This is a genomic window from Legionella sp. 227, from assembly GCF_043161935.1.
Taxonomy (GTDB): Bacteria; Pseudomonadota; Gammaproteobacteria; order Legionellales; family Legionellaceae; genus Legionella; species Legionella sheltonii.
This window is the reverse complement of sequence record NZ_CP171154.1, coordinates 150,567-175,886: the sequence shown is the minus strand read 5'-3', so window position 1 is coordinate 175,886 and position 25,320 is coordinate 150,567. Positions and strand designations below refer to the sequence as shown.

The window sequence follows — 25,320 nt, the reverse complement described above, 5'->3', positions numbered from 1 at the left end:
TGCTGCCTGTAGAATTTCATATACAAAGCAAAATTGGTATTTCTGTTAAACACTGCAAAATATTTTCCCAAATGTGATGGAACGGTAGATGATGTGATGGGTGAGTGGGTGTTGCGACTTAAAGTCCTTTGTATTAAACATTTTCCTTATGGACATTTTCTCAGGCGCTGTGTATTGCCTCTTGGTAAAGAGGTTCTTTTGAATGCAGAGCAATGAACTCTCAATATTATAAAAAGAGGCTTATCAAAGTGGGTGTTTTATTGTACAATAAGTGGCAATATTGTTTATTTTGTGGGATGGTGCATGTCGTTTGCTGAGACAATAAAGAGGATTCAAGCGGAGTTCGTTCAGTCTGAATCTGATAAATACATACACCCTGAAGCACTTTTTCTATCTCTGGAAAAGCTCTATTTAAAAGAAATTAAGAAGCTCATCAAGCAATTAAATGACTCGCAGGGTGCACAATCAAGTCAAATATTAGCCGAAATCCACGAAACAGATAGACTTTACCTTAATACCCGCGGAATGGAAATTACGGCCCAAGTTTTATTCAGTCGTCATGGAGAATGCGATATGTTGGGACAAAAGAAACTGGGTTTAAGTCCTAATGCAGCGATTTCAGAAGAAGCTGAAAAAAACATGTCCACAACGAATCAATTCAGTGGTGCTTTATTATGTTACTCCGCGCAAGAACACCCACCATTAATTGCTGTCTCGCCCATGAATCGAGCCATGCAGACTGCTGGTTTAGTAATTCCCCAGGAAATTAATAATGCAGACATCAGGGTTTTGCCTTTTTTAACAGAAAACAGTGTTTCACCCTCTGGTTATGATGTTCGTTCGATAGCTGATATGCAGGAGTTATATGACCAGCTTTCTTTTTGGACCTCTCCGTTTAAAAAACTTCTTTTAAAACTGTGCATCTGGACACATAGTGATAAGGACTTCAGCCTGCTTTATGAGAAAAGAAAGAGTGCTGCAGAAAAAATAGAGAAGCATGGCAAAAATAAAATTCTCTCTGATGGCGATAAACCGGATGTTTGCCAGGACCTAAAATACCATGGTGACAAAATAAGAGATACTAAAACGTTGATTAATGGTGTTGCTCAACGAGATTGTTGGTTGTTTGGGCATGGAAGGAATTTCAGAGCTTTTTTTGAAGATGTTTTTGGTATGGATTCGGCTTTTGACTATGGAGAAACGCGTAGAGTTTATAAGACAAAACTCAACGACACTCCTTTATTGTATACCCCTCCTTATGCTTTGGTTATTAATCAAAAAACTGGGAAAATAGAAGGGAAATATATAGGGGGGACGGCTATGCCCCTGCAAAAAAAATCAGTCGACGCGGAGTATGGCTCCTCATCTGAAGGAAACACTATTCCCGATGCACCAAAGGCGATGTCTCAACTTGGGAGTCCTGTTATACCAGAAAGTGGGACTCTGGAAAATCCGGCGCTAGAGGATTCAGCACGGGTAGAAAAAAGACTCGACCAAGAAAAAGAAATAGAACGTTATGAACGAAGCTCCCTGCTAAGTACAAGTAATTAATTTTTATTCACCACGGAAAAAGATACCTCATTTGCTAATGAATTTTAGATATTTAAAAATGGATATCTCGATTAGATTTACGTTTTAATGCAATAAATGCTAAAGTGTATCAATAGCTTATGACTTGATAAACGTAAATTTGAATACCATGTTTGATGCAATTATTTTTGATTTTGATGGGGTTATTTTAGACAGTGAGCCTATTCATTATGAAGCATATTGTCATGTACTTAAGCCATTAGGAATAACAATAGGTTACCCGGAGTATATGGAAAAATACCTCGGTTTATCCGACAAAGATATGTTCCCTAAGTTACTTCACAATAAGGAGCTAAATTTTTCCAAGGCAGAAGTTCAACGCTTGATTCAGCAAAAAACACAAGCTTATACGAACCTTATCAATAGGTATGACCCATTACCTCTGATTGTAGACTTTGACCAGTTCCTCTTTAAAATTGCCCCTAAGGTAAAAAAAATTGCTATTTGTAGTGGTTCCAGTCGGAGTGAGATAACTACAGTACTTTCTAAAGTAAGACAAGGAAAATTGCATGCATATTTTGATACGATTGTTACCGCTGAGGATGTGCAGGCTGGAAAACCTTCACCGGAAGGATATTTATTAACTGCTCAACGTTTAGATGTTGTTCCTGGACGTTGCTTGGTTATCGAAGACACACCCTATGGGGTAAAGGCCGCTAAAGCTGCAGGGATGCAGGTAATTGGTTTGACGACCACCTATGATCGCCATCAATTTTTAACTGCAGATCAAGTCATTACTGGATATAGGCAATTATTGGCAAGAGTTTGGTAATTGGTCAAAAATAGAGTTGCAAACGCCCAGGCTACAATTCAGTAATCGCTCTATTGATTCGCTAACCAGTCTTCATAAGTCAATGCAAAACGAAAATGATCACACCATATGCCATTTATTTTCAAATATCTTGGTGAAAATCCTTCTTTGAGAAACCCGTTTTGGGTGACTAAATGTATGGATGAAGTATTAGTGGGTTGGATGTTTGCTTCGATCCGGTGTAGCTTTAAGTTTAAAAAAATTTCTTTTAAAACCAATTTTAATGCCTGACTCATTAAACCTTGGCCCGCATAGGTTACCGATGCAAAATAACCCAAATAGGCGCTTTGAAACACGCTTTGCACGATTTCACTGATGTTAAATACTCCAATTATGTCTTCGTTTTGATTTAATGCTAAATAACACCGACGGTTCTCTTGCAAGGATTGTTGTAAATAACTTTGAAACGCTTCATGGGTTTGTGGTGGGGTAACAAAAGGGTAGTGAAAATCATGGCTTTTTTGCATGGTGTGGAGAAAGTGGGCTTCATCGAGCTGATTTAATTGACGCAGATGTATTGTATTTTGCTGCATGCATAAACGGGAAAGTTTGGGAAAAGGTAATTTTATCATAATTATTAAAAAGAGTTTATGGGGTTTAAAGTAGAAGAACAAATGTTGGTATGGAATCAGGGATCGTCTCAATTTGAAACGCCCCATCATTTGAGATAGAATCGCGCAAAAAAATAACAGGGACTGTAACCATGCCGCTCATTGTTAATTTATCTTCCATACATGCTTTAAAACCAATAAATACCTGTGTTCGGTCCTTTGAAGAGCTTTGCGATCACTATTCTACGGGCTATTTCAGTTCGTGTTCCAGTTTTTTTCAATCATGGACAAACTATGCCTGGCTTATCTATCAACTGGGTAGGAATGATTCTAAATTAATACAGCCTTATCTGTTTGGGATGCTCAGCACCGAACAATTTCTCGAGCGTTTACTGGAAATTTTTTCTTTTCTTAAAGATGCAACTCCTGAGTCTGGTGAACTGGAGCAGTTGATGAGTAAGCAGTTGTATTCTAAAACTTTTGCAACGATGCTCTTGGAAAGTGCTTGGAATTCGCAAATTGGTTGGGATGAAACAAAAGTTGATTATCTTCCTGCACTAATTCGTGACGCAGGACGAAGTGATTTACAGGGGGCCTCACATGCATCGGCGTCTAAAATGGACCCTATTTATTTCATGGCCAATACCAATGAATTGCATGTGTTACAGATTCTTAATATGTTGCGAAAAGAATACCCATTCCTCAATTTTTATCGGGATGTTGATGTAAGTATTAAAGAAGATAAAACCCCTGTTGAAATTGCACCAGGCATTTTTCTTTGTTTGTCCTATCGTTACCAGCTGTTTAAAACACAGGATGAAACCCAAGCGATTAATCCTGGTTCAACCATGTCATTACTGAATTATTTGGTGAGTAAACAACTTAAAGATACCCCAGCTTCTGAAATTCGTGTGATTAGCCAATATCAAACTGATTTAGTTGAAGCACTGCGCGTGGGTATTGATGCAGATCATATGTATCAGGCAGATGATTATTTTTCAGTACACACTTTAAATTTGAAAAAAACGAATTAAGTAGATGCGTCGCTTAGGTATCGTATCATTCTTTTTCCTAATAGGGAGTTCAACGAGTATGGCGATGGATATAGTTACTGTAGAGCAGCCTGAATATCGTCAGGTTTTAAAAGATAAAGCTCAGGAAGTTGCGTTTCCTTTAAGTCAAGCAGATAAAGATTTAATTGTTGCCATGAAAAGTAAATTACATGGATTGGGGGGCGTGGGGCTTGCTGCACCTCAGGTTAATTTTTCACGAAGAATCATTGCGATTTATATCCCTGAAGAGGCGACTTTACTGCGGGATAATGTGAAACAATTCTATCCAATGCATATTTTAATTAATCCCAGTTACGAACCGGTGCCAGGCTCAGCAATAAATTACGATTTTGAAGGGTGTTACTCGGTTTCGAGCAAATCTGGAAAGGTTCCTCGTTATGAACAAATCTCTGTCAGCTATTATGATGAATTAGGTCAGTTTCATCAACAAATGGAAGAGGGATTTTATGCGCGAGTTTTACAGCACGAAATTGATCACTTAAATGGCTTTTTAATTCTTGATAGGCTAACTCCTGATTGCATCCAAGGTACTCTGGAAGAAATGATGGCTTTGCGACGAGCATCTTTGCCTCCAGACAAAAGAATTATTTTTGATCAGGTCATGGCGAGAAAAGCAAAAAAATAGCCGGGTAGGTCGTGTAAGAATGTCACTAAGGTAGATTTTTTTAGATCATTTTTCCACGATAATAATCAGATTTGCTCTTTATTAGTTCGGTTAAATTTTGCACCGGTAACTGCTCTTTTGCCTGGTGGTACCCCGCGTCGATAATTTCTTTAAATTTTTTAAAGTCTAAAATCCCATATTTGTCTACTTTTAAAGTAACACCGTAATCTGCCATGGCCATCATTTTCGCTGTATTTTGATGGGAGCTTATTGTTAAGAGCCGCAGTACTAACTCACCTAAGTTAATGGGGAGTATAGACTCTTTTCCCATAAATTTATTGTAAAGCAATTTCCAACCAGAAAGTGAGTAAGGCAATGGGGACGGTTTGAACGATGTGGCATTATTAACATTAGAGGCAATAATTTTGCTGCTATGTGAATACTGCCGCATGACATCAGTGGGTATATTATTGAGTACTCCTCCATCAATAAGTAACTTATCATTGAAAGATACTGGGGGGTAAATAAACGGTAGAGAAATACTGGAGCGAATTGATTCCCATAATAGCCCTCTATCATGAACATATAAATTTTTGCTGATCAAATCTGTTGATACACAAAAATAGTTAAGCCATAAATCTTCAATTTTACTGTGTTCACCATAGAGTTCTATCAAACTGTCTGTGGCTCTTCTTCCAGTAGCAATTGAAATATAGGGGAAGGTAAAATCAATCTTAGTGCCTTTGATCAAATAATTTTCGACCAATTTCATAAGATCAGTCGAGGAATACCCCATAGCAAAAATGGCTGCGAGCATTGCACCCATACTTGTTCCAGCGATGTAGTCTACGGGTATCCCTCTTTCTTCTAACAAGCGATAAACGCCTATATGAGCAAGACCACGAGCACCACCACCGCTGAGTACCAGAGAAATAGTATTGTCAGTAAGGATACGCATCATCCGTGAAATACCCGCTTCTGTATTGCTTCGAACATGGAAGTGAGTATTTACCGCTCGTTTTTCTAGCCAAGCTTGAGTATTGAGAGGTGGAGTTGCAGCGTGATGCATAAGCACTAATACGCTACGTTTAATAAAATTATGTTGGGAATTTAATACATACTGTTCTACTTCAGATAAATCAGAATTATGTTCTTCTGCGAGCGCTAAGTAAGCGATTGAATCGGCTTGACGTATGCAAAATTTAGTCCAGTTCGTTATTTTTTCATCAGCGAGGTAAAAAATAAAGGAGTATTCTTTTTCGAGTTGGTCAATCCATAAAATTCCTTCATTACTCATAGTTCCATTCTCATCCAGAAAATTTTTTTTATCTTTCAGATAACTACTGGTTAATAAAAGAATTTTTTCTCCATACGCAAAACGGAAAATCATTTCTTGCAACTGGAATTCGAGGTCATATATTGGTTTTATAGGAATCAGAGCGATTGATTTATTACGAGAGTCCGCAGGCTGAATCCCTTGCAATGAGTTAGTCAATCGTTTAATCGTGAATTGAGTTATTTTGTTCAAAAGTTCTGGATAAGATTTGCATAATTGCAAAAAATTGCCCTTGGATAACTTTAAGATAATGCTGTCTCGTAATGCGTACACATTTGCTGAGCGTGGTAAGTCAGACAACAGAGCCATTTCACCAATTATTGACCCTTCATGTAATTCGCCTTGATAAGTCACATTTCCTTCTGTATCCGTGACCTGATAATAAAGGCGACCTTTAATTAGAATGTAAAGATCATTCATATTTTCCCCTTTTCGAATTAAAAGGGAATCGCCAGTTTGAGATTCAATTTCTAAAACTCGAGAAAGTTTTAAAAGACACGCTTGACTCATCAAACTGAAGGGTTCATGTTGCTTGATGAATTCATAAATTTCTTTTGAGGTAAATAAGGGTGCATTCATAGTCTATCGTTAAAGCAGTACATAGTTATTTTGATTATAGACAATTGTAAGGATTACGAGAGGATTATCGTGTAAAAGCGTCAGGTTTCAGCCATTAAAGAGCGTGTTGTTTGACGCAAATTTCCTGTTTTGATGTAGAGGACCTTCTCGAAATTAATAATACGGCATGGGCTGTTTTGAGGATGGAAAACCATTATTTTTCAAAGGTAACTTGACAAAATTAAATATTACTTTCTAAAATGCAGGTGGCTAAATTATATTTTGCCTATAGCTTATTAAACTAACTCTAAAAGGAATTAAGTAAATGAACAAATTACAATTAACAGGCGTTGCTCTTGCAATTGGTGCTGCTTCAATGTTTGCTATAGCTCCAGCATTTGCTGCTGATGCTGCTTCTGGTATGGTTAAATGCCAAGGTGGTAATGCATGTAAAGGTCAAGGCGCTTGCAAATCTGCAAACAACGCTTGTAAAGGCCAAAATTCTTGCAAAGGCAAAGGCATGAGCGAAATGACTAAAGAAGATTGCCAAAAAGCTGGTGGTACTGTTGTAGAATAATTTCCACTGAGCATTGCGTTACTCCAGGCATGTACAGCATGCCTGGTTTCAAATTTTCCTCGGATTTGACCTATGGACAGCCCAAAATATAAAGTGACTCAAAAAATGCCTTTTTTAGGTTTTGGTTTGGGATTACGACCTGATTATTATGAAGAAATATTAACGCAAAAACCTAATTTGGATTGGTTTGAGATTCTAACCGAAAATTATATGGTTCCGGGCGGAAAACCGCTGTATTATCTCGACCAAATACGAGCTCACTATCCTATAGTGATGCATGGCGTGTCTCTTTCATTAGGCAGTATGGACCCTCTTGATGGAGAATATTTAAAACAACTAAAGGAATTAGCGGCGCGGGTCGAACCGGAATGGATTTCCGATCATTTATGCTGGACTGGAGTTAACGGGATTAATGCTCATGATTTATTGCCCATTCCATATACGCGTGAGGCAGTAAACCACGTTGTTTCACGAATTCAGCAGGTACAGGATTTTTTAGGACGTCCTCTTTTAATCGAAAACGTCTCCAGCTACCTTACTTACCAACAATCGGAAATGTCCGAATGGGAATTTATTCTAGAAATTGTAAGGCAAGCGGATTGTTACATTTTGCTCGATGTGAATAATATTTATGTCAGCTCTGTAAATCATCAATTTAATCCTATGGATTATATTTTAGCTATGCCTCCCGAACGTGTAGCACAAATCCATTTAGCGGGTCACTCGAATCATGGAGATTACATTATTGATACCCATGATGCTCCAGTCATTAAACCCGTTTGGGATCTCTATGCAGCCACTTTGCAACGTCTTGGACCCGTATCAACGATGATTGAACGAGATGATAATATGCCTCCTTTTGCTGAGTTGCTTGCGGAAATAAATCATGCACGACGAATTGCAGAGTCCATTTTGGTTGAAGAGGTACTTGTATGACCGAGCTTTCGCAGTTACAAGATCAATTTCAAAAATTTTTATTATCAGAACACATTGGAATCCATAATTCTATTGTACAAACTGAAATGGTTTCCGTGGATACTCGCTTAGGTATTTATCGTGATGCTTATAAACTCAGGCTGATTGAAAGCTTGAGTACCAATTTCCCCACCTTATATACCTATTTAGGCACTGAAGAGTTTAATAAGTTATCAACTTATTATATCGATGCTCATCCCTCCTGCTATCGTTCCATTCGTTGGTATGGCGACTTATTATCTGAGTTCATTAAGCACAATTACCCACAATATCCCTATTTGGCTGAATTGGCTGATTTTGAATGGAGAATGAGTCTGGCCTTTGATTCTGCTGATGCACCGTTAGTAAGGATTGAGGACATGGCTGCTGTTCCGCCTGAAGCATGGGCAAATTTACAATTTGTTCTTCATCCGTCCCTGCAACGAATCAATTACTTTTGGAATACAATTCCTCTTTGGCAAGCCTTATCTCAGGATAACGAGTTACCAGAGTTGCAACAAAATTCAGCTCCAATTCCTTGGGTTTTATGGCGTGCACCAGAATATATGCTTCGATTTTACAGTATGTCTGAAGAAGAGGCTTGGCTTTTGGATGGCATAGTACAAGGATTATCCTTTGGTGCTCTTTGTGAGGGGCTTTGTCAATGGGTTAATCCCGAAGAGGTAGGTATGAAAGCTGCTTCTTATCTAAAGGGCTGGATTCAACAGGGGATGTTGTCGCAGTTATTGATTGCCGATTAGGGCCCTGACGCCCTGACATCTTGGCCAAACTGTCCTGATTTTCTGTACGCCGATGCTCACATACTGATGTATGCAGCGCTTTGGTGCTCTAAAATCAGGCCAGTTTGGCTCAAACTAACGAAATGTCGGGCTATATTTTATTTTCGGCTAGGCTCGTTTGCGACTCAACAAAGTAAAAATGGGCGGTAAAATAGAAATAAAAATAATGCCATAAATGACAATGGAAAAATTTTCTTTAACTACGGGGATTGAGCCCAGAAAATAACCTAAACTTAACAGACTAGCAATCCAAATTAAGGCGCTAATCAAATTGTAGAGTGAGAAATGAACCACTCGCATCGTTCCGATACCTGCAACGAAGGGAGCAAAAGTGCGTATAATTGGAAGAAAGCGTGCAAAAATTATCGTTTTTCCGCCATGCTTCTCATAAAAAGCATGAGTTTCCTGTAAATGATTTTTATTAAGTAACCAGGATTTATCAGTAGAAAAAATACGCGGGCCGAGTAGACGACCTACTAAGAAATTGATTTGGTTCCCTAAAACTGAGGCGAAAAAAAGCAGTAGCAATAGAATGGAAATCTTTAATGGATTTCCGGATTGGGCTGCAATACTTCCGGCAGCAAAAAGTAAGGAATCTCCCGGTAGAAAAGGTGTCACAATAAGTCCAGTTTCACAGAAGATCACTGCAAATAGAATAAAATAAGTCCAAAATCCATAAGTTGAGACAATGGCATTTAAATAAACATCAACGTGAATTATATAATCAAAAAAATTGTTTAAATGCATTTTATATTTGAAGTTAAAATTAAATAGTAAATATTCTTACATACTTATTTCTTAAATAATATAAATTTTATATTATTTAGAATTCTGTTTTCCTTTCTATAAAATAGACCATTTATAAGAAATGTGTCGTTTAAGAAGAATTCCTGCCGAGGAAAATGGAAAAAATATAAAAATAATAAGACACCATATCTATGAACACTTTATTCCATCTTGCTTTTCCAATTCATGATCTTGCCTCGGCAAAAGATTTTTATCATCATAAATTGGGTTTTTCCCTAGGGCGTGAATCAGAGCATGCCTTAATTTTAAAATTTGGAAATAATCAAATTGTTGCACATAAAATTGATACTCTTCCTCCAGCCCAAGAAGGTATTTACCCTAGACATTTTGGCCTAATTTTTCTTGAACGACATGAATTTGATGCTTTCTGGGAAAAAATTAAAAAGGCCCAAATTCCCTTTGAAATTCCTCTAAAAATTCGATTTAAAGGGACGCGTATTGAACATCAATCTTTTTTCCTGAAAGATCCAAGTAATAATCTCCTTGAATTTAAATATTATTCTTTTGACTCAGCCATTTTTGGTGAACACGATTTTAAAAGAATTGGTGAATCGTCTTAGGAATAAGGGTAAACAATCCCCTCTCTCGTTTGTGATAGAGCGGCAGGGGGGAGTGTTCACTTGCGGAATCAAATTGCTTCATTCGCTCGATTGTTCCTCGCTATGTTCGCCATGACAGTAATAGGAGGAAGGGCGATTTATTACTCAGTAGCAATATAAGAAATAGGCTGTACCTCTGGCGAACGGGCAAAATCTGCCGGCGCAATAAAGCCTTCTTGATTATAATCTATGGTAATACCAACCGATTTATAACAAATGGCTACATATTCAGAACAAATAAATGCATGTGGCGAGGTAACCTCGGGGCTAGTGTTGTCAAAGCCAAATGCATCCATTCCTATGCGAGCAGCGATTTTAAGAATTTCCTCAGTATTATAAGGGTAGCCAAGTAGATCAACGGCTTGCTTTGATAAATTGGGAAACGAGTCAGTCGGAAAATCCTGATAACCTGCCACCATTAACCTTCCAGGGTATCCCTTCCCACTTCCGTTATAGTTACGCACATAACTGCTTAAAGGAACAGTGCGTACTCCAATGGTTTCAACACTTTCCATGACCATGATGCGATCAATGGCTTCTAGACGTACAATAAATGCAATATGACTCCAAACACTGTTGGTTGCTCCTTTAATCATTGAAGACATTAAAGAATTTCCGGATGCAAATAAAAGGTTGCCCGTTTTTAAAGTATCTCTTATTTGATCATAACTACTCGTATTGATATTAGGAAAATCTTCTCGAGGAAAACTATCCATAGTTACTCCAGAACTATAAAATGATCTCAAATATAGCTTTTGTTGATGCATTTTAAAAGCAATAGACCCTAGTATTTCGAGTTTCTTAGGTATTTATGTTACGTTGAAGAATACTTCCTCTAATCTTACAATGCATTTTATAAGTTCGGATTTTTAGACAAGGATCTTTGTGCGTTTCTTATTCCCGATCGGTTTGTTCTTAAGCGCCATTCTTTTATTTAGCATTCAACCTATGGTTGCAAAAACCTTGTTGCCTTTTTATGGTGGAACGCCGGCAGTTTGGATTTTATGCATGCTATTTTTTCAAGTGATCTTATTGTTTGCTTATGGATATGCTGCATTGCTTAGCTTTTTTAATAAACCTTTTGCATGGCGGTTGACACACAGTGTACTGGTTATTTTGAGTTTTTTAGTTTTTCCTCTTTTATTTACGCCTGTGAGTTTTAATGATTCTCCAGAGTGGAGTATTTTATCTGCTTTGTTAACCCAATTGGGATTGCCCTTGGTTGTTATTGGTGCTTCAGCACCTTTATTACAGTTTGCATACAGCCAGACAAAAGAAAAAGGGGCTGCTGATCCCTATTTTTTATATTCTGCTTCGAATCTGGGAAGTCTCTTATCTTTATTGCTTTATCCTTGGGTAATCGAGCGATTTATTGGGCTAAAAAATCAATACTATTTATGGAGTATAATCTATGTACTCTATGTGGTTTTGTTGTTTGTTGTTCTCTATGTTCCTCGATATCAACCGTTGGAAGAACAAAATAAAAGAGTGCAAGAGTGGCATTGGCAAAAAATAGGCTATTGGATTTTTTTTAGTTTTGTTCCCTGTAGCTTAATGCTTGGAGTGACTTTATATATTACTACGGATATCGCAGCAACCCCTTTATTTTGGGTATTGCCTTTGGCATTGTATCTGCTTACTTTTGTACTTATATTCACCAACAAGCCTTTAATTTCATTGTCATGGATAGCACAAAACAGTATTTTTTTTCTTATTTTTCCAATCATTGGATTTATTTTAACTGCAAGCCAAATCAAGGTTTGGCAAAGTATTGTGTTTCATTTGTTAAATTTTTTTATTTTAGCATTACTCTGCCATGGGCAATTGTATTTAAGTAGGCCAAAACCACAATCACTCACTTTATTTTATTTTTGTTTGGCTCTTGGTGGTGTATTAGCCGGAGTATTTAATGGAGTTTTAGCTCCCCATTGGTTTAATCAGGTGTATGAATATCCTTTAGCAATCTTACTCAGTTTATTTGCTTTGCCTCAAGGGACAAAAAAAAGCGCTTGGTGGCCTCCTCTAGTGGTACTGGTTCTTTTGTTATTTCATTACCTCATCCTCGATGTTCATTGGCCAGGAGGTTTTAACTCATTTCAAATGTGTGCTCTTCTGGCGTTAATTCTGATCATTGTTTGGCAAAAAAATAAAACCAGTTTAATCCTATCTTTATTGATTTTATTTGGGTTTATTTTTTCACCCTTTTTACAGGATGAGACTATTTTAATACAAGAGCGTGATTTTTATGGGGTAAAAAAAGTAATAGATAAACAAGAAACACATGCCTTAATCAATCAGTCTACAGTGCATGGATTGCAAGTTATGAACGAGAAAAAACCTAATGGAAATAGTTCTTATTATGGAGCAGTTCGTCCCGTAGTTGATGCCATGCAACAACAAAAAAGTTCTTTGTCAGTAACCGTCATTGGCTTAGGTATTGGGACGATGATTTGTCAATTTAGAAAAGAGGATCACATCAATGTAATAGAAATTGATAATCAGGTCATTGAATTGGCAAAAAATCCCCTTCTATTCACCTACTTACGAGATTGTCCTGCCCAGGTGACCATTATCAAAAATGATGGAAGATTAGCTGTAGAACAATTGCCTGATCATTCCCAGAACTTGTTGATAGTCGATGCCTTTAATTCTGATGCAATACCAGTACATTTATTAACTTTTGAAGCATTTACTTTATATAAACAAAAAATTACCGAAGATGGTGGGATATTAATTAATTTAAGTAATCGGCATTTGCAATTATTGCCGGTGATCAATGCTGCAGGCAGGTCTTTAGAGCTGATGGTATTTTATATAAATAATAAAGGACTTCCGGCATTAGCTCAGTTTGATTCGGAGTGGGCTTTTTTGACCTTTAATGAAGCTCTTGCTTTTCAATTGATGAAAGGGACCAATTGGCGGTTTGATGCTAGTAACGAACAGTTCTTATGGACCGATGATTATTCTAATCTGATTCCATTATTAAAGTGGTAATATTTGCTTTAGCCTAAGATGTAGCAACTGTCTTGAAAGTTTTTTCAAGACAGTTGCTACAATATTAAAGTGCATCAATGGACAAAAACTCATGCCTTAGATTTCAGCTAAGTTGCCTTTACTTTCTAACCAGACCTTTCTATCACCGGCGCGTTTTTTATTTAACATCATATCCATAATTGCTTCAGCCCCCTGTTCATCGTCCAAAGTTAGTTGAACCAAGCGCCTGGTATTAGGATCCATCGTTGTTTCACGTAATTGAATGGGATTCATTTCACCTAAACCTTTAAATCGTTGGACATTGGTTTTTGCTCGAGATGTTTGAGCCAAGTGGTTGAGGATACGATTTTTCTCCTCATCATCCAGTGCATAATAAACTTCTTTACCTGCATCAATTCGATAAAGAGGCGGCATGGCAACAAATACATGACCTGCCTGGACCAGGGGTTTAAAATGACGTAAAAATAAAGCACAGATTAACGTAGCAATGTGTGCGCCATCTGAATCTGCATCGGCGAGAATGCATAATTTACCATAACGCAATCCGCTCAGATCGGATGAACCAGGGTCAACCCCAATAGCTACTGAGATATCATGAATTTCCTGCGACGCTAAAACTTGTGATGAATCCACCTCCCAGGAATTAAGAATTTTTCCGCGTAACGGTAAAATCGCTTGGAAATCTTTATTACGTGCTTGTTTTGCAGAACCTCCTGCTGAGTCTCCCTCTACTAAAAATAATTCAGCTTGACTGAGATCAGTGAGTAAGCAATCAGCTAATTTTCCAGGTAGGGCAGGGCCTTGACTTACCCGTTTGCGTGCTACTTGTTTGGCTTGTCTCAACCGTTTTTGCGCACGATCGATTGCTAAAGAGGCAATGGCCTCACCTTGATTGCGATGTTGGTTAAGCCAAAGTGCAAAAGCATCTTTAACCACATTACTGACAAATGCGGAAATTTGACGGGAACTCAAACGTTCTTTAGTTTGGCCTGCGAATTGTGGTTCTTTCATTTTAACCGATAGGACATATTGGCAAGGTTCCCACAGATCATCTGCAGTAAGTTTTATTCCTCGGGGTAGTAGATTTCTAAGTTCACAGAACTCTGCCATCGCATCAAACAAACCAGAGCGTAAGCCATTAACATGGGTACCGCCTTGAATCGTAGGGATTAAATTGACATAACTTTCACTGAAACCTGCGCTTCCCCCATTGGACCAAACCAAGGCCCAATCAACCGTTGCTTCGTCACTTTTGAATTCGCCAGTAAATGGCTCCTCAGGTAAGTAATCTCCATCAGGTAACGATTGATTTAAATAATCAATAAGTCCCTGCTCATAGCACCAATGCATTTCTTCGTTGCTTGTTTTGTTGACAAAAGTCATGGACAAGCCAGTGCAGAGCACCGCTTTTGCTCTGAGTACGTGCGTTAAATGTTTTACTGAAATACGGGTAGTATCAAAGTACTTAGGATTTGGCCAAAAACGAATAATCGTTCCTGTATCTCTTTTTTTAGTAATGCCTGTTTCGTTTAATTCACATACTTTGTCGCCATTGGCAAAAGACATTTGGTAAATGATTCCATTGCGTTTGATGGTGACATCAAGACGATCAGAAAGTGCGTTTACTACAGAAACACCCACCCCATGTAAACCACCAGAGAAGCTGTAATTTTTATCAGAAAATTTGCCCCCGGCATGCAATCGAGTCATAATGACTTCAACACCACTTAAGCCTAATTGTGGATGTAAATCCACGGGCATTCCACGACCATCATCCTCTACTTCAATAGAACCATCTTCATGAAGGGTGACACGAATATGGCTTGCAAAGCCGGCCAATACCTCATCGACACTGTTATCAATTACTTCTTGAGCTAAATGGTTTGGACGCGTTGTATCGGTATACATGCCGGGTCGTCGTTGAACAGGTTCGAGTCCACTTAAGACTTCAATTGCTTGGGCAGTATAATTTTCTGACATGGGTATTTCTCTAATAAAAGTTATCTTTATTTTACCATACATTATGATAGAGTAGGACGAAAGACGAATATTCCTTTTGTAAATCTATTACAAAGAGCCTCTATTCTGCAACTGACAAGTAAAGACTCTTGGGAAAAAGCCACATTGGGTGCATCTTGAGAGAAAATGATTCCCCAAACAGCGCAGCATAGATAACTATGTGAGCATTTTAGGAAATCATTTTTTCTCAGCCTGACTCAAATCTGACTTTTTCAGAATATTATAAATACCTGGATTTATTAAATCATATCTAGGAATCAGTAGGGATGCTTTCCCGGATTATGTTTAATCTGGGTTAAAAGAAAATATATGCAAGAGACAAGTGCTGAAATTCATCAATTATCTGTAGTTTTTCAAGATCACCATCAAAGGGTCTCGGCTTTGGATGAGCTCAGTTTTAATTTACATCCTGGAGAAACCTTAGTGTTGTTGGGGGAGTCAGGGTGTGGTAAATCCCTAACGTCTCTTGCCTTGATGCGCCTATTACCTAAATCAGGTGTTTATGGAGTGAATAGTCAAATCCACATGGATGGACAAGACATTCTGGATTTACCAGAGCAAATGATGCGACAGTTGAGAGGCCGCAAGATCTCAATGATTTTTCAAGAGCCAATGACTGCGCTTAATCCGGTGATGACGATTGGAGAACAGCTGAGAGAGGCATTGTTGCGATGTAACTCATTTACCCCCCACGAATTGCATGAAGCATTATTATCCTTACTGCATGAGGTAGAAATGCCTCAGCCAGAAGTTAAAATTCATCAATACCCACATCAATTGTCCGGTGGCCAGAAACAACGCGTAGTCATTGCTATGGCTTTGGCATGTAAACCTGATATTTTGATTGCGGATGAACCAACAACGGCTTTAGACGTAACCATTCAAGCACAAATTCTTTCTTTATTAAAGAAAGTACAACAAACCCATCAGATGAGTTTACTGCTGATCACCCACGATCTTGGAGTACTGAGAGCTATGGCCTCTCGCGTGTGTGTGATGTATGCGGGGCAAGTAGTAGCACAATCTTCTGTAGATGATTTTTTCTCGCGCACCAAACAACATCCCTATGTACAGCAATTATTGGCTTCGGTGCCCTCTATGGCAAAACGAGAGGAACGCCTGTCGGTTATTCGTGGATTTGTACCGGCTTTGGATGAAATGCCTTCAGGTTGTCGTTTTCATCCACGCTGTATTTATGCATTCGCGCGATGCCCAGTAGAGGAGCCGCAATTACAAGAGCAAGACGGGCGATTGGTACGCTGTCATTTATATCCTGAGAATGATGAACTACCTCCTTTGAAAAAAAATAAAATCATCTGGAGTGGAACTACCACGGAAGCAAAAACGATCCTTACTGTGAAGGATTTATCCGTTGGTTTTATTCAGAAAAAGGGGATATTCAGTCGTCACAAAACCTTATTTAAAGCCGTTGATGGTCTTTCATTTCGTCTACAACAAGGAAAAACATTAGCATTAGTAGGGGAGTCGGGATGTGGTAAAACAACGACCAGTCGTGCTTTATTGCGTTTATTACCGATTTCTGGAGGCGATTTATTTTATAAAGAGCAGGATGTGCTGGCATTAAAAGGGCGCTCATTGAGGGAGTACAGAAAAAAAGTTCAAATTATTTTTCAGGATCCCTTTTCCTCTATGAATCCGCGGATGACTGTGGGTGAAATAATCGCTGAAGGCATGCATGCCCAAGGGATGAAGCGTTCCTTGATTAGTGCACGACAGAAAAAACTGTTGAACCAAGTTAATTTGCCTGTCAGCAGTTTACATCGTTATCCCCACCAATTTTCTGGTGGGCAAAGACAAAGAATTTGTATTGCTCGAGCTTTAGCTACAGAACCTGATATTTTGATTTGTGATGAACCAACGAGTGCACTGGATGTTTCGGTTCAGGCACAGATTCTTAATTTATTAAAAGAATTACAGCAGGACACAGGCATTTCTTATTTATTTATTACCCATAATATGGGCGTTGTTTCCTATATTGCTGATGAGGTATTTGTGATGAAAGATGGTGTAGGTATTGAATTTGGAAGTTGTGAAATGATTTTTAAAAACCCTAAAGAAGTTTATACACAACAGTTATTAAACGCCGTTCTAGATGTTTTTTAATCAATTTTTCAATCCATTTTCTAATTTTCTTTAATATTTTATTTATTAAAAGTGTGATATATTTGAGCACTATTTGGATAATAAAGTCTTAGTATTTATTATTTGGGGGACCTGGTTACATGAAAATCACTGTGGGCGAAGATAGTTTTGATAATGTCAAGGATTTTACTACCCACTTGGAAGTTACATATGAGCAAGATAAGCTCATTTCAGGAGAAGTAACTGTTGCCTTAGAATGTGACGCATTTTCTCAAAAACATTTCGATGAATTACTTGCATTTCTTTTAAGCCCCGAACGTTCTCTAATTTACAAATTCGAATTTCCCTCTCAACAATCGCGGTATCAATTGGCTTTTGATAATGCCTATTTGTTAAGTAAACGCCAAAAATTTTCTCTTGAATTCCAACAACAAATCATAGAGTTATCTAAGTCCCCCATTCAACCTTATACCCCTAAAATACGAAAAGCCAAAAAGAATTGGGTTGAGGATACAAATAATTCCAGTATTGGTTTACAGCTTCAATACCAAATTCCCCATGAGCATCAACATCAACAACAAAAAGCAACTCCGAGAAAGCGAAAAAATAATGAGGCCCCATATCAACATCCTGAAAGAAGTCCTTTATCACTGGTCCCTGAGATTCCTCATGAAAATGTGCGCCCCGTTGTAGGCTCGTACCAACAATTTATTTATTTAAAAAAAGACTCTGAGTCCATTGAGCGTTATAAGGCAGAATTTGACGCGTTACTGAGCGAAACGAGTTCGTCCGAGCAACGCCAGGCAGCTTTTATTTTTTTTGTATCCAAGCTCGCAGAAAATGATGCACCAAAATTGAAATGCATAAAAAGCTTGCTAGAGGTTTTACCCTTAACTAATCTTAACTATCAAGGCCTCGCTCATGTATTCATTCATACTGGAGCTGACGGAGTTTTACTTTTACTGCAACAGATTAAGACATTGCATGAAAAGGAATTTTTTAAAGATTTTGATGCTTTATTTCTGGATAAACCTGAACACTATCTTGCATTAATGTCTCCTCAAGGTTTAGCAAACCTAAAAAAATTGAGTGAATTAAGCAGTGAACAGAAAACATGGTGGCTTACTTTGGTTGCTCAACATAAAGCAACCGGAGTTCCTACTGACTTTAATGACTTATTTGAAGCGTATAACTATTTCTTAGAGGAATTGGAGAAAAAGAAACTGAAGTTACCCTTCTCCTGTACTTTAAAAAATATAAAACACATGAAGTCTGCGTTAGATTGCTTGCTGTTCATTATAAATAACAGTAGCGAACCGAAAGAGCAACTGAGGTATTTAGATGGATTAGATGTTCATAGCGCCTATTATGCCAGTCGTGATTATAATTATCAGTTGGTATCACGGCATATGAATTTAAGGGCTGATGTCGATGAAGAAATTCCAGATTATTCGACTCCTGCAATGCCTAAGCAAGTGAGTGAATGGCTGACTCCTGTTGATTGTTCCTATGAAGAGTTCATCACACGTTTTTATCGGTTTATCGGGACACAAGAATGGGCATTCAGTATGGATGTCTATCAAAAAATGGAACGAGAAATAAGTAAAAATAATAATCTAAGTAATCAAAATAAAGCACTATTACTCAATGTCGTCATTTTGTTGACTACCGGTCAACGCACTGTGATACATACAGAATATCCTGATACGTCCATTAAAAAACTTGTCGGCAAATTGATTGCAACAGCAGAGCAGTTTGATGAAGACTTGCAACAGGAATTATCCACTGTAATTTCAGGTCTTGCAAAATCACTGGCGCTTCAAAGCTGGGAATCTATGCCTACGGCGGATGAGTTGGATTCGCTCGTTGATGTCCTAGTCCTCATGCAAAAAACAAAAGCCCAAGCTCCCGATCAAGCACGTGATGAGTTTCAGGAGGTGAGTGCTCTCGCTTTAAGTTTCACGGCTGAGTTTGGTGATGCGGCCCGATTGGTTCTTGAGCATTATAAGAGACGTTTAGTAATGGAGCAGACCAATACGGTGCCCATCCAAAAATTTTCTTATACCAATTTGCTCAACCATTTAATTTCATCCTCTAAACTGGCTAGATTTTTGCCTGAGCTTTTTCAGGAACAACCTGAAACATTATCTCGGATGGTTGTACTTTTTTCTTTATTGGATGATGAAATAGCGAAAGTGACGCAACAGGATGCTGAAGATAGCGAGTTTGAGACTAAAATAAAAACACTTGCCTATGCAGTGCATGCGATGCAAAACGATCGTAGAGAGCAGTTATTATCGATTCTGACCGATATTAACATAGAAGCTTCTTATCGCCTGCCGTCTCTAGATCAACTCATAAAAACAGTTAATTTAGTCAGGAAAGCGGAACTTACTGAAGTTGAAGATCAAAAAGCAAGTATTCTTGAAATGGTGCATACGGAATTGCCTGGGCTAAAAATAGGAAAAGAACCGGTTAATGAAACAGAAATGGATTTTTTTAGCCTGATGAGACAAAACTATGAGCAATGGCAACTCGAAAAGGAACTTACAACTTTACCAGAAAAAATAAAAGGGTATCTAGAACCCTGGATGGATGCTCATAATATTGTGCTGTATTATTTGAACCAACAACCTGTTAGTCCACCAACGGTGCTCGATGCTTTGGCTGAAGAAGAGCAAGAAGTTAAGAAATTATTGAGCAGTAGAATGTTTTCTTGGACTTTATCTGGATTTCCTCAAGCAACAATAACAATGACGGATGTCTTGGGTGATGAATTTTTTTCAGAGCAATCCTTTTTGAGTGCCCTGCAACCAAGGATAAAGGCAAGTTTACAATCCAGCTTGAGCGCTGCTTTAAAATCGTTACAGACATCCAATTGGGGTCTTGAGGATTTTCTATTAACACATATTGAAGAATTAGATACCGATCTTCCAATCGATGAGCGATTTCTAGAATGGATGCAGCGATTAGAAGACGCGAATGGTTTGATTAATTCCCTCACCCGCATTAAAAATAAAAGCAGTATCGATTTTCGCCGTTGTATTTCAGTATTAGCTGATGAAATCAAGCCCAAAGTACCAGGAAAAAAAGCGCTTACTGTAGTTCAAATACAGACTCTATTGGATACCCTAAGTCAAGACGAGCCACTTTCAGTTGCATCTCCTCTGGCAATTATATGTAGAAAATTAAAAGATGCACCGGGATATTCTGGAAGACAATTGCATCAGGTTTTGTGTGAGGTTAATTATCTAACAAAATACCGAGGAATTTTGGGTGAAGAAGCGTATGAATCTTTATTGCGTTGGTCCTTTACTTATAATTTAACGCAAAACTCTTTATTTCCATTGAAGAAACTAATCGATCTTAAATCTTTAGCTGGAGTGGATGAAAAGCACTCTAAAGATTTATTTAATGCATTAATTGAAGTCATAAAAAATGCAGGTCCTGAAGTTGATGAACAATTAATAAAAACAATGGTTGAGAAAATTACATCAATTACTCAGGCTAAGGCAAGGGTACCTGCACTGGTGCCCATGCTTACTTTATTAATGAAAACCTGTACCAACGGCAAAGAACAGACGTTTCTTAACTTAGTTGATAAGTTAAACGATATGGACGATTCTGATTTAAATATTTGCTCAAAAATATTACTTACATTCGGTGAGCGTGCAACCGATAAAAACGTTCATCGCTTACTGGAAGTGCAAGCAGAACTTGAATTAAAGCAATACAATCTAAAGAAACTGGCAAAATTATTTGATTCACCACCTTATCCGGAGATAGATGGTTTTATCCATGCCTTAAATGGTTATGATAACGAGCTGATGGCCTATATTGATGCGTTGGATAAAGATCCAAAATCAGCTCGTGCGCCAAAAAAGAATGAATTTGGTATGATCATAAAGGATACAGAGCAAATTCTTGATGAGCAATTTGAAAGCTCACAAATAATGCGCGTTATCGGCAATATTCAAGACAGTGTTGAGGGAACGTCTTTAAGTAGCCAGGAGCAATATGATTTAGCACAACAAATTACTTACATCAATGCTGTAGGCAGAAGTAAACCATTTACCCTGGTTGTAGGGGATGATCCCTCAACGCAGACTATCCTCATATACGAGAATTTAACTCAAGTCAGCCGTGATGAGTTGCGTGACTTTTTCAATATACTGATTGACACCATAAGAAGACCTGGTCTTGATGCTCAAGAAAAATTAAAAGCACAGGTCAAATTGCTTGCGGTATTACGTGAACAGTATTTCCGGGCTACCGGAGTATTTGCGGATACAACGCAACTCATTTCCGTTTTATTCTCACTTAAAGGTCAGCAAAACAATATGCTGATGGAAGTTGAGACCGAGGAAGCTTATGTCAGTGCAACATTACTTGCTGTCATGCAGTGGGTTGAGGCTGAGGGTGGAACCATTGATGTGTGCACAGCAAACCGAGATATGGTGATTCATGACGATAGAGGTGCTCAAGATTTTTTGACCTCTCTCGGTATTGCTTCAGGCCGTATTAGGGCGAATTCCCCTAAAGGAACTTATCAAGTTGGTGGGATAAATTATTCTACTGTAGGCGATTTGGCTTTATACCGCTCTCGGGCCAAGGTTGATAACGAACATTTAATCTCTTATAAAGACGGTCATCCTGTATCAAGTAATTTAATTCTTTGTGGTTCTGATTTTTCAAAATTGAATCAAAAAACAATATATCATCTGGTTCAAGCCGATGAGAATCACACCTATGCCTGGATTTATCCACTTGTCCATGCATTTATTCATCAACAAAAATTCACAACTCCAAGTCAAGGTACTGTTTGGAGTGAGGGGCTGGATGTCGAACGGTTAAAAGAATTTTTGGACCAGCATACCGCAACAGGTCAGCATAAGGTTCAGTTAAGCTCCATACCCGATGAGCAATTTAGTTTATGGGTCAATTCAGCTATAGAAGCCCAACGGTTAGTTGAAGGAGAGGATTTTGTTATTTTGCCTTCTGACACAGCACTCCATTCTGCTATTCCCTTGAGCCAAAAAGAATCTCAAGAAGGTTTTACCTATCTGATACATCAATTTCTACATGTTCGACTACAACAGGAAAATCCGGATTGGGAGTTTACCATTGAGCCTGAAATGCGTTTTGTCGATTCAAGTTCAACCAAGGATTTGATTGATGATTATAAAAAACAGGGTCGTATTATTGCTCTTTCCAAATCCGTAAGTAAAAAGGATGAGTTAGCCGAGCAATGCAGTCAGTTCAGCATCAATGATCAGTTCGTAATCTCATCACAACCAAAAAATCAACATCAAGAATCAGCTAAAAAATCTAAAGAGGGTGCTGTTGAACGTCATTACACTCAGAAGGTTTCTGAAATTCAGCATGTTGTTTTACAACAATTCCAAGAATGGAAAGAGTTTCTGCATCTTGTTTATCCTAAATCTGAATGGAGAACTCTGGATGTTGAATTATTCAAACAAAGAGAGGATTTAATTCTTGATTTGAATAAAAAATGGATTGATTGTCTGGAACATACTGATCCGCAAAAAAAATACCCGAATCCCTATGTTCGTTCGGATGTCAAACAACACCTGCAGAGATTGATTTTGGATGATGCAGTGCTTGCTTATGAAGGTACTGTAAGTTTGATTTGGGAGCAGAAACGGGCCTATCTTAAAGGCAAAGCAACACCAGTCCTAATAGAGGGCTCAGTTAATGATTTGCGTTGTCAATATTTGGACGGGGTGTCATTGCCTGAGCAATTGAAGCTAAGTCGAATAGCAGTACGTGAAAACAAAAAAGCAATGCTTGTGGAGAAGAAAAAAGCACATCGTTATCTCCTATCCGGATTGGATGTCAATGGAGCAATGTTGCGATTTGCCGATGGTAATGTAGATTCATATCGTAATGATTTTGTCAAAAATCAGGTGGCTTTATTTGCTGCAGATATCAAGCGTATGATAGAAAATAATCCTTATTTAAATAAAAAGGTGCGCTCCATATTGCTTGCTCAAGTTGCCCAGGCACAAACTTTTGATAATCTCATTGTTTGTTTGCGCGATTATGCCAATAAATATTTGCCTGAAGAGCAATTTACTGAAAAATATGCCGCGCAACCCATAATTCATGAGATGTTGCGCCTATTTAAAGAAGCTGATCTTGAAGAACCCGAAGAACTTCAGAATTTAAAAACAATTTATTTGGATAACGTTGTAGTAGAACTGGTCGATGAGTTGGAAACCACTTTATCTTGGGCGAAGAAAGAAAATCGTGGCCTAGGGTATTTGCTTGAGCGCTCTTCCGTTGCAGCTGCTGCCGAAGCTATTTTAGATGCTGTGCAGCACTTAAAAGAAGCGAACGATCTGGATGGGAAAAAAATTGCAATTAAGAATTTGTATAAGGTATTAGCCCAACAAGAATTACAGATTGAAGGATTATGGATATTTCCTTTTTGGGGGCATAAAAATACACGTGCCTTAATCAAAAATACTTTAGCGACTCTTAATGGGTTAACTGCTATTGGTTCAGGCGAAAACGAACTGGACGCTAATTTTATTCACCACAGCAAAGAAGAAGCCCTTTCTGACGTAATGAAAGAACAATTGAATACTACCCTTGACGATTTGGAATATGAAGATTCCAGCTTAAGTGGAAAAAATGAATGGAAGGGAATTAAAAGGACATTGGCGGCAATGCAAACTGAAAATAATACGATCTATGCTTTTTATGAAATGTATTACTTTCTCTCAAATAAAGTAGCAGAGCTTGCTGAAAAACATTCTCCATTACAAAAGCCAGTCGCCCATTTGCGCGGAAAGGTTCGCAGTTTGTTCGAGAAATTTAGTCAGGAGCATAGGGAATTACTGATCAAGAGTAAGTACCTTACATCCAAAGCGGAACATCTTAGGGGTAAACTGACTGGATTAAATGGATTTAAGGTAGACCATGTGACACTTAAAAAAGGACATAATGGTTTTATTGATTATTTTGATCTAGTGATTGAAGGTTCTGGTGCGCATGCTTTATTTCATGATTTTACCCAATATAATTCACGTGCAGACGAGTTAACTAAAAAGCGGGATGCTTTAGAAGTAAAACTAATCCAGGCCAATGTGCAAAATACTATTCTGCAGCAATTGATAAAAGAGCAATTACCGCTACTTAAATTTAAAGGAAAAAATACAGCTACTGCAGAGCTATTTCCGAAGCAATTTCAAGATCAGGTCGATGATATTCTTGTTTTAAAAGGCTGGGTTGTAGATCAAAGTCCTGAGGATTTGAGTTCTTTTCCTGAAAACATTCGCCATAGTTTTATCGATAGAGACTTAGTCAAAACCTTTGAGTTTCCTGAATTAAATGAAGAAGAAATTGATAAAATTCAAGATATTGTATTAAAAATAGGATTTAAGGATTTGCGTGATCGAATGGTTGAAGGAATGAAAAATAAATCTTTAGTGTCTAAGATTTATTCTTATGCATCAAGTTATGTTTTTACCCCAGAAACGATGGAGGATTGGCTTATCGAATTCAATTACTTAGTCAACAAACCTACCGTAAATTTGGAGAATTTTTTTCGTCCTAATATTCAGAAAAAGCAGAGTGAGTTGGCCAGTCAACTGGAGCAATTACAGCAAAAAACTGCGGATCAAGTTGAGTCATTAAACCAACAAATTATATTCCTCAATGAAAAAATTAAAGAGGAAGAGCAAAAAGGTAGTGTTTATGTCAAGCGCATGACTCATGCGTCGGAGCTTTTTGAATTTGAAAAGCAACTCAAGACGTTTAAAGCGGAACAAGCAGTGAATTTGCCTCGTCAAGAGAACCCTATACCTGTTGTGCCACAAGAATTGCATCGTTCAACGCCTGAAATAAGGGGATTGAATATATAAAAAGAGTAGCGCTGTACCTGGGCTATGTGTTTTAAAAAACTGCAACTATGTGGTT

At 38.0% G+C, this 25,320-nt stretch carries 16 protein-coding genes; 11 read left to right on the top strand and 5 right to left on the bottom strand.

The window, feature by feature from the left end; translation table 11 throughout:
- The first annotated feature begins 303 nt into the window (after positions 1–303).
- On the top strand, positions 304–1,551 hold the full coding sequence (locus ACF8MK_RS00730) for a histidine phosphatase family protein (protein WP_392537757.1): 1,248 nt from the start codon (positions 304–306) through the stop codon (positions 1,549–1,551).
- A 148-nt stretch (positions 1,552–1,699) separates the two neighbouring features.
- A complete protein-coding gene (locus ACF8MK_RS00725) occupies positions 1,700–2,362 on the top strand; it encodes an HAD family hydrolase (RefSeq protein WP_392537756.1) in 663 nt (220 codons plus the stop codon).
- A 50-nt stretch (positions 2,363–2,412) separates the two neighbouring features.
- Here ACF8MK_RS00725 and ACF8MK_RS00720 read toward each other — a convergent pair whose 3' ends face one another.
- Positions 2,413–2,973 carry a GNAT family N-acetyltransferase gene (locus ACF8MK_RS00720; protein ID WP_392537755.1) on the bottom strand — a complete coding sequence of 187 codons (561 nt, stop codon included), beginning with the start codon at positions 2,971–2,973 and terminating at the stop codon, positions 2,413–2,415.
- Between the two features lie 131 nt (positions 2,974–3,104).
- Between ACF8MK_RS00720 and ACF8MK_RS00715 the strand changes: the two genes are divergently transcribed.
- Positions 3,105–3,986: a hypothetical protein gene (locus tag ACF8MK_RS00715; protein WP_392537754.1), complete on the top strand. Its 882-nt coding sequence runs from the start codon at positions 3,105–3,107 to the stop codon at positions 3,984–3,986.
- Between the two features lie 58 nt (positions 3,987–4,044).
- On the top strand, positions 4,045–4,650 hold the full coding sequence (locus tag ACF8MK_RS00710) for a peptide deformylase (RefSeq protein WP_392537753.1): 606 nt from the start codon (positions 4,045–4,047) through the stop codon (positions 4,648–4,650).
- 40 nt (positions 4,651–4,690) lie between these two features.
- Here the strand turns inward: ACF8MK_RS00710 and ACF8MK_RS00705 are convergent, their stop codons facing one another.
- A complete protein-coding gene (locus tag ACF8MK_RS00705; RefSeq protein WP_392537752.1) occupies positions 4,691–6,544 on the bottom strand; it encodes a cyclic nucleotide-binding and patatin-like phospholipase domain-containing protein in 1,854 nt (617 codons plus the stop codon).
- A 304-nt stretch (positions 6,545–6,848) separates the two neighbouring features.
- On the opposite strand from ACF8MK_RS00705, the gene ACF8MK_RS00700 reads away from it, so the two are divergent.
- The 3 genes from ACF8MK_RS00700 (at position 6,849) to ACF8MK_RS00690 (ending at position 8,815) form a co-directional block, all read left to right on the top strand.
- Positions 6,849–7,100: a hypothetical protein gene (locus ACF8MK_RS00700; protein ID WP_265703038.1), complete on the top strand. Its 252-nt coding sequence runs from the start codon at positions 6,849–6,851 to the stop codon at positions 7,098–7,100.
- Positions 7,101–7,172: 72 nt separating this feature from the next.
- A complete protein-coding gene (locus ACF8MK_RS00695) occupies positions 7,173–8,036 on the top strand; it encodes a DUF692 domain-containing protein (protein WP_265703037.1) in 864 nt (287 codons plus the stop codon).
- Complete coding sequence (locus ACF8MK_RS00690; protein ID WP_392537751.1) at positions 8,033–8,815, top strand: DUF2063 domain-containing protein; 783 nt, start codon at positions 8,033–8,035, stop codon at positions 8,813–8,815. Before ACF8MK_RS00695 ends, ACF8MK_RS00690 begins: the two co-directional genes overlap by 4 nt.
- Positions 8,816–8,962: 147 nt before the next feature.
- Here the strand turns inward: ACF8MK_RS00690 and ACF8MK_RS00685 are convergent, their stop codons facing one another.
- Positions 8,963–9,601 carry a DedA family protein gene (locus ACF8MK_RS00685; protein WP_265703035.1) on the bottom strand — a complete coding sequence of 213 codons (639 nt, stop codon included), beginning with the start codon at positions 9,599–9,601 and terminating at the stop codon, positions 8,963–8,965.
- A 191-nt stretch (positions 9,602–9,792) separates the two neighbouring features.
- On the opposite strand from ACF8MK_RS00685, the gene ACF8MK_RS00680 reads away from it, so the two are divergent.
- Positions 9,793–10,221, top strand: a complete 429-nt coding sequence (locus ACF8MK_RS00680; protein WP_392537750.1) for a VOC family protein — start codon at positions 9,793–9,795, stop codon at positions 10,219–10,221.
- Between the two features lie 140 nt (positions 10,222–10,361).
- Here ACF8MK_RS00680 and ACF8MK_RS00675 read toward each other — a convergent pair whose 3' ends face one another.
- Positions 10,362–10,976: a YiiX/YebB-like N1pC/P60 family cysteine hydrolase gene (locus tag ACF8MK_RS00675; protein ID WP_392537749.1), complete on the bottom strand. Its 615-nt coding sequence runs from the start codon at positions 10,974–10,976 to the stop codon at positions 10,362–10,364.
- 169 nt (positions 10,977–11,145) lie between these two features.
- On the opposite strand from ACF8MK_RS00675, the gene ACF8MK_RS00670 reads away from it, so the two are divergent.
- Complete coding sequence (locus tag ACF8MK_RS00670) at positions 11,146–13,254, top strand: spermidine synthase (RefSeq protein WP_392537748.1); 2,109 nt, start codon at positions 11,146–11,148, stop codon at positions 13,252–13,254.
- Positions 13,255–13,350: 96 nt separating this feature from the next.
- On the opposite strand, the gene parE is transcribed toward ACF8MK_RS00670, so the two are convergent.
- A complete protein-coding gene (parE, locus tag ACF8MK_RS00665; RefSeq protein WP_265703031.1) occupies positions 13,351–15,234 on the bottom strand; it encodes a DNA topoisomerase IV subunit B in 1,884 nt (627 codons plus the stop codon).
- A gap of 348 nt (positions 15,235–15,582) precedes the next feature.
- On the opposite strand from parE, the gene ACF8MK_RS00660 reads away from it, so the two are divergent.
- Positions 15,583–17,397, top strand: a complete 1,815-nt coding sequence (locus ACF8MK_RS00660) for an ABC transporter ATP-binding protein (RefSeq protein ID WP_392537747.1) — start codon at positions 15,583–15,585, stop codon at positions 17,395–17,397.
- A 119-nt stretch (positions 17,398–17,516) separates the two neighbouring features.
- Positions 17,517–25,265: a hypothetical protein gene (locus ACF8MK_RS00655; protein WP_392537746.1), complete on the top strand. Its 7,749-nt coding sequence runs from the start codon at positions 17,517–17,519 to the stop codon at positions 25,263–25,265.
- The last annotated feature ends 55 nt before the right edge of the window (positions 25,266–25,320 follow it).

What these genes read in the sequence shown, in the direction of transcription:
- ACF8MK_RS00695 (WP_265703037.1), top strand. Translation starts at nt 7,173, where the DNA reads ATGGACAGCCCAAAATATAAAGTGACTCAAAAAATGCCTTTTTTAGGT.
- ACF8MK_RS00675 (WP_392537749.1), bottom strand. Translation starts at nt 10,976, where the DNA reads ATGGATAGTTTTCCTCGAGAAGATTTTCCTAATATCAATACGAGTAGT.
- ACF8MK_RS00680 (WP_392537750.1), top strand. Translation starts at nt 9,793, where the DNA reads ATGAACACTTTATTCCATCTTGCTTTTCCAATTCATGATCTTGCCTCG.
- ACF8MK_RS00655 (WP_392537746.1), top strand. Translation starts at nt 17,517, where the DNA reads ATGAAAATCACTGTGGGCGAAGATAGTTTTGATAATGTCAAGGATTTT.
- ACF8MK_RS00690 (WP_392537751.1), top strand. Translation starts at nt 8,033, where the DNA reads ATGACCGAGCTTTCGCAGTTACAAGATCAATTTCAAAAATTTTTATTA.
- ACF8MK_RS00705 (WP_392537752.1), bottom strand. Translation starts at nt 6,544, where the DNA reads ATGAATGCACCCTTATTTACCTCAAAAGAAATTTATGAATTCATCAAG.
- ACF8MK_RS00720 (WP_392537755.1), bottom strand. Translation starts at nt 2,973, where the DNA reads ATGATAAAATTACCTTTTCCCAAACTTTCCCGTTTATGCATGCAGCAA.
- parE (WP_265703031.1), bottom strand. Translation starts at nt 15,234, where the DNA reads ATGTCAGAAAATTATACTGCCCAAGCAATTGAAGTCTTAAGTGGACTC.
- ACF8MK_RS00715 (WP_392537754.1), top strand. Translation starts at nt 3,105, where the DNA reads ATGCCGCTCATTGTTAATTTATCTTCCATACATGCTTTAAAACCAATA.
- ACF8MK_RS00660 (WP_392537747.1), top strand. Translation starts at nt 15,583, where the DNA reads ATGCAAGAGACAAGTGCTGAAATTCATCAATTATCTGTAGTTTTTCAA.
- ACF8MK_RS00700 (WP_265703038.1), top strand. Translation starts at nt 6,849, where the DNA reads ATGAACAAATTACAATTAACAGGCGTTGCTCTTGCAATTGGTGCTGCT.
- ACF8MK_RS00685 (WP_265703035.1), bottom strand. Translation starts at nt 9,601, where the DNA reads ATGCATTTAAACAATTTTTTTGATTATATAATTCACGTTGATGTTTAT.
- ACF8MK_RS00730 (WP_392537757.1), top strand. Translation starts at nt 304, where the DNA reads ATGTCGTTTGCTGAGACAATAAAGAGGATTCAAGCGGAGTTCGTTCAG.
- ACF8MK_RS00710 (WP_392537753.1), top strand. Translation starts at nt 4,045, where the DNA reads ATGGCGATGGATATAGTTACTGTAGAGCAGCCTGAATATCGTCAGGTT.
- ACF8MK_RS00725 (WP_392537756.1), top strand. Translation starts at nt 1,700, where the DNA reads ATGTTTGATGCAATTATTTTTGATTTTGATGGGGTTATTTTAGACAGT.